Source organism: Mesorhizobium sp. M7A.F.Ca.CA.002.15.2.1 (assembly GCF_003998715.1).
GTDB lineage: Bacteria > Pseudomonadota > Alphaproteobacteria > Rhizobiales > Rhizobiaceae > Mesorhizobium > Mesorhizobium ciceri.
On sequence record NZ_RZPI01000431.1, the window covers coordinates 1 to 4,935 of the forward strand.

Below are 4,935 nucleotides of genomic sequence, written 5' to 3' on the forward strand. Positions count from 1 at the left end.
CATGTGCACGGCTCAGGAGCCGCCAGTCAGGTCGTCATCGATGTCGGCGGCTTTCTCGGCATTGGCGCCAAGCCGGTGGCCGTTCCCGCAAGCCAGTTGGAATTCATGCGCGATGAAGACGGCGACGTTCACGCGGTGACGAACTGGACCAAGGATCAGCTCAAGAGCATGCCCGAGCATCACGATGCATGATTTCAAGGACTTCACCTTGAACGGGAGCGGCCACTCGGCCGCTCTCTCTTAGGCGCAACAGGGTGGACAGACGATGCGGCGCGAAAACCGGAGCCTGCTTCTGCGGAGGGATCGCCGCAGCCCTGGACGGAGAGCCTTTCTGGATATGCTACGATCACGACGACGATTGCCGCCGGGCCATCGGAAGTCCGCTGACGATCTGGGTTGGTTACCGGCCGAAGCAATTTCAGCTCCTTAGAGGGACGCCGAAGGCCTTTTCCCAAACGCCAGGCGTCACCCGCACGTTCTGCCCAGACTGTGGAAGCTCGATAGGCTATAGCGACGAAGGCCTGCCGGACGAGTTCTATGTGACGATCGGCTTCTTTGACAACCCTGAAGGGTTTCGGCCGCAAGCCCATGCCTATTGGGACCTGAGGCTGCCGTGGATCGAGTTTGATGACAGCCTGCCACGCATCGACCGATATTCAAGGAAGCGCGACCCGAAGTTCGGCAACCCGCGCGACCGGTAGTCGCGGTGCGTGACGCCAGGATATCGGCGGAACCTGACGATCGCTAACGGGTTATTCGGGCAGACCTGTCGGGTGCGACCATGCCATCGACCGTGATCCGAAATGCGCAATACGATCCCGCCACCAGGATCCTGTCGGTCTGGTTTGTGCCGAGCGGCAGACGCTACGAATATGAGGATGTTGCACCGGCAACTTATGCCGCTTTCACCAAAGCTTCCTCAAAAGGCCGCTTCTTCAATGAGTTCATCCGCGACCGCCATCGGTACCGCCGCGTGGCGTGACAAGTTTGGACATGAGCAGGCGATGCACGGAACCTGACCGGCATCGTCTCGTTGACGTCTCGTCATCGAAGCAGGCCAGGCAACGAAAGTGTTCATCTGGACATGCTCAGGTGTTCGCACCGGCAAAGATCGATCGGAAAAGGCTTCAAGGGAGTTCAAGAGCCATGACGGCCAAGAAGCAGAAGACCGAAAGCAAGGACAAGAAGGCATTGCGCTTGGCAGAGACCACCGACGTCTCACCCAAGCAAGCCAAGGAGCTCATGCAAAAGCATGGCAAGGACAACCCCAAGGTCGAGAAGGAAGCCAGAAACTTCAAGGCGGAAGGATAGGATCCGCATGAGGCGACCTGTATGGCCCCTGCAGGTGATCGGCCAGGCAATTCGGGATTAAGGGGGTGCCCCGGCCTTTTCGGCCGCGAGCGCAAAAGGAAAGCGCAGCACCAGGTTGCGGTTCTCGTCAAAAATCTCGAAGGTCAATCCGGTACGCAGCGGCCTGCCATGCAGCAGCTCTTCGGCAAGGATTTCCTTCGCCGACGCCATCGCGTTTTCCTCAGCGCTCGCGAGATCAGAAAATTCCTGGCCCTCGGGATCCTCCTGCAAGCTTCCGCTCTCATCTCGAAGGTCGAAAAAGTACCTGGACATGCCGACTGAACTCCTGCTCATCGCGACGGTAGCATCGGAAGCGCCAGCCTCAGACTTCAGTGCCTGATGTCCCCGGATTGTCGAAGAGCACAGCGAGGCCATGCTCGATGGCGCAGGCCGCTATCAGATCATCGAAGGCCTTTCCTGAAAGCGGGCAACTTGGCATCACCTCTCGAATTGCGGTCCCGGCCTTGGCGGTAGAGATCACATCGTGGCGTTTCTTGCGTGTCTCGACATATTGCTCGACCAGGATTTTCAGGCGCCTCACCGCAACGTCGTCCGTAAACATGGATTCCTCAGCCAATGCCTGAAGTAAGGCTGTCGGCCTGATCATCGGCCGACGATCTCGGGGTTAGCCGGGATTGCTCGCACAATATTTCTATGGGCAGTTGGTTCCCCCGACCGCTTGCTTGGTAATTTTCGTACAGGGAATACCCTTGCCCGGGCTTTCATCGGGCCGAACCGACAGCCGATTTTCCGATGCCGAGGCGAGCGTTCAGGCTTGCATCACCATGCGGCTGTGACGTGCAACGACACTTTCCTCATCGGTCGCAATCACGCGTACTTCCACCTTGCTCTCGGGACGACTGAGGATCTCGGCGTGGGTGTTGTTGGCGCGATCTTCAAGCACCACGCCAAGCCAGGTCAATTTTTCGCATATGGCCTTGCGGATGGTCGCGGACCGTTCGCCGATGCCGGCGGTGAACACCAGGCATTCAAGGCCACCCATCGTGTTTGCAAGCGCCGCGGCCTCTCTCGCGGCGCGAAAGGCGAAAAGCGCCATCGCCTCTTGCGCGCGAGGATCATTGCTCGCTTCGAGCGTCCTCATGTCGCCGGAAATACCGGATACGCCGAGCAGGCCCGACTTCTCGTAGAGCATCGCCTGCAGTTCTTCCGCCGCGATGCCTCTTTCCAGCAGGAAATACAACAGCACGCCGGGATCGATGGCGCCGCACCGCGTGCCCATGACGAGGCCATCCAGGGCCGAAAAACCCATCGTGGTATCGATGCTTTTGCCCCCGTGCAGGGCGCAAAGACTTGCCCCATTGCCGAGATGGGCGACGATCGTGTGTTTCGCCGCGAAAATTGGCGATATCTCGCTGAGCCGCCCGGCGATGTATTCATAGGAGAGACCGTGGAACCCGTAGCGGCGCAAGCCTTGCTCTTCATACTGGCGCGGAAGGGCAAAGCGCCGCACGAGCGGATCGATCGTCTGGTGGAAAGCGGTGTCGAAACAGCCAACCTGTGGCAGGTCCGGTTGCAAGGCGGCTATTGCACGGACGGGCGCGAGACTGCGAGGCTGATGCAGCGGAGCAAGCGGCGTAAGTTTGTCGATGGCGTCGATGATGTCTGGGGTCAGACGGACAGGTTCGATGAACTCGCTTCCGCCATGCACGATGCGATGGCCGGCGCAGATCAGGTTTCTTTCCCCAATTTCGCCCTGCACCCAATTCAGCATCTCGCCTATGGCCGCGTCATGCCGCTTGTCGGCGGTGAGCGGCCGATCGCACTGCCCCGTTCCGTCGGCCGCTTTTGCGCGCAGTGTGGGTTTGTCGCCCAGGTCCAGCGTGCCGCGTGAAACGAGTTGCATATCCCGTGATGAGACAAGATCGTAAAGCGCAAACTTGATGCTGGACGAGCCGGCATTCAGCGCCAGGATCGACCGACGCATCATTGGCGCCCCTTTGTCGCGGCTTTGTCGGGCCAGCTCCATTTCTGGATTTCGGGCATGTCTTCGCCGTGCTCGCGCACATAGGCCTTGTGCTTCGCCAACCTGCCGTGGAGTTCGCCGGCAAGCCCTTCGGCCCTTTCGGCCAGTCCCGGCACGCGTTCGATGGCGGCGAGCGCGAGATGGTAGCGGTCGAGTTCATTGAGCACCACCATGTCGAATGGCGTCGTCGTGGTGCCCTCCTCGCGGAAGCCATGCACATGCATGTTGTCATGGTTGGCGCGGCGGTATGTCAGGCGATGAATGAGATAGGGATAGCCGTGATAGGCGAAGATGACGGGCCGTGTTTTCGTGAACAACGCGTCGAAGTCCCCGTCGGGCAGGCCGTGCGGATGCTCCGTGTTCGACTGCAATGTCATCAGATCGACAACATTGACGACGCGGATTTTCAGGTCGGGGATCGCGGAGCGCAGAATGTCTGTCGCGGCCAGTGTTTCCAGGGTCGGCACATCGCCGGCGCAGGCCATGACCACATCGGGCTCCTCGTGCTGAGCAACCGTGCCGGCCCATTCCCAGATGCCCGCTCCAGCTTTGCAATGCGCTCCGGCTTCTTCAATGGACAGCCATTGCGGTCCCGGCTGCTTGCCGGCGGTGATGACATTGATGCGGTTATAGGTTCTCAGGCAATGATCGGTGATCCACAACAGGGTGTTGGCGTCCGGCGGGAAATAGAGCCTTACCGTGTCGGCCTTCTTGTTGGCGACCAGATCGGCAAAGCCCGGATCCTGATGGCTGAAACCATTGTGATCCTGCCGCCAGACATGCGAGGTCAAAAGGTAATTGAGCGAGGCGATCGGCTTGCGCCAAGCGAGCTCGCCGGAGGTCTTCAGCCATTTGGCATGCTGGTTGACCATCGAATCGACGATATGAATGAAGGCCTCATAGCATGAAAACAGGCCATGGCGGCCGGTGAGCAGATAGCCTTCAAGCCAGCCCTGGCAGAGATGCTCGCTCAGCACTTCCATGACGCGACCATCACGGGAAAGATGGACGTCATAGGGCTCGATGCGCTCCATCCAGATCCGATCGGTGACCTCGAACACGTCGTCGAGGCGGTTGGAGGATGTCTCGTCCGGCCCCATCAGGCGGAAGTTTCGCGCCTCGGCATTGAGGCGGAACACCTCGCGAAGATAGCTTCCGCAAATCCGCGTCGCCTCGGCAATGACGCCACCTGGACGCGGCACTTCCAGGGCCAGGCTTTTCCAATCTGGAAGCATCAGATCGCGCTTCAGCAGGCCGCCATTTGCGTACGGGCTTGCGCCCATGCGCCTTGTCCCTGTCGGGGCAAGTGCCGCAAGCTCCGGCAACAGGTGCCCGCTTTCGTCGAACAGCTCTCCCGGTTCGTAGCTTCGCATCCAGTTTTCGAGGATCTTGCGGTGCTCCTCATTCCCTCGAGCGTTCGATACCGGCACTTGATGCGAGCGCCAGAAACCCTCGACTTTTTCGCCATCGACTTCCTTCGGCCCGGTCCATCCCTTGGGGCTGCGCAGCACGATCATCGGCCATTTCGGGCGTTGACCATGCCATCCCGGAGCCCGTGCCTGCTCCTGAATGGAACGGATGCGATCGAGCACCGTGTCGAG

General features: G+C 59.9%; 7 protein-coding genes and 1 pseudogene. 4 read left to right on the top strand and 4 right to left on the bottom strand.

What is annotated here, in order from left to right; genetic code table 11:
• From ENZ74_RS21775 to ENZ74_RS21790, 4 genes and pseudogenes are all read left to right on the top strand, one after another.
• Positions 1 to 192 (top strand): annotated as a pseudogene (locus tag ENZ74_RS21775) (PRC-barrel domain containing protein); the annotation flags it as partial.
• A gap of 62 nt (positions 193 to 254) precedes the next feature.
• On the top strand, positions 255 to 701 hold the full coding sequence (locus tag ENZ74_RS35735) for a GFA family protein (protein ID WP_063168030.1): 447 nt from the start codon (positions 255 to 257) through the stop codon (positions 699 to 701).
• 80 nt (positions 702 to 781) lie between these two features.
• Positions 782 to 982, top strand: coding sequence for a KTSC domain-containing protein (locus tag ENZ74_RS21785; RefSeq protein WP_013531537.1), 201 nt, complete (start codon positions 782 to 784; stop codon positions 980 to 982).
• A gap of 164 nt (positions 983 to 1,146) precedes the next feature.
• A complete protein-coding gene (locus ENZ74_RS21790; protein WP_013531536.1) occupies positions 1,147 to 1,311 on the top strand; it encodes a hypothetical protein in 165 nt (54 codons plus the stop codon).
• Positions 1,312 to 1,368: 57 nt separating this feature from the next.
• On the opposite strand, the gene ENZ74_RS21795 is transcribed toward ENZ74_RS21790, so the two are convergent.
• The 4 genes from ENZ74_RS21795 to ENZ74_RS21810 form a co-directional block, all read right to left on the bottom strand.
• Positions 1,369 to 1,581, bottom strand: coding sequence for a hypothetical protein (locus ENZ74_RS21795; RefSeq protein ID WP_063168031.1), 213 nt, complete (start codon positions 1,579 to 1,581; stop codon positions 1,369 to 1,371).
• 91 nt (positions 1,582 to 1,672) lie between these two features.
• The gene (locus tag ENZ74_RS21800) at positions 1,673 to 1,957 is read right to left on the bottom strand and encodes a hypothetical protein (protein ID WP_245441362.1); all 285 of its coding nucleotides are present in this window, start codon (positions 1,955 to 1,957) and stop codon (positions 1,673 to 1,675) included.
• A gap of 162 nt (positions 1,958 to 2,119) precedes the next feature.
• Complete coding sequence (locus ENZ74_RS21805; protein ID WP_082826676.1) at positions 2,120 to 3,298, bottom strand: acetate/propionate family kinase; 1,179 nt, start codon at positions 3,296 to 3,298, stop codon at positions 2,120 to 2,122.
• A partial coding sequence (locus ENZ74_RS21810) for a phosphoketolase family protein (protein WP_164761125.1) occupies positions 3,295 to 4,935 on the bottom strand: 1,641 nt, incomplete at its 5' end. The genes ENZ74_RS21805 and ENZ74_RS21810, both read right to left, overlap by 4 nt.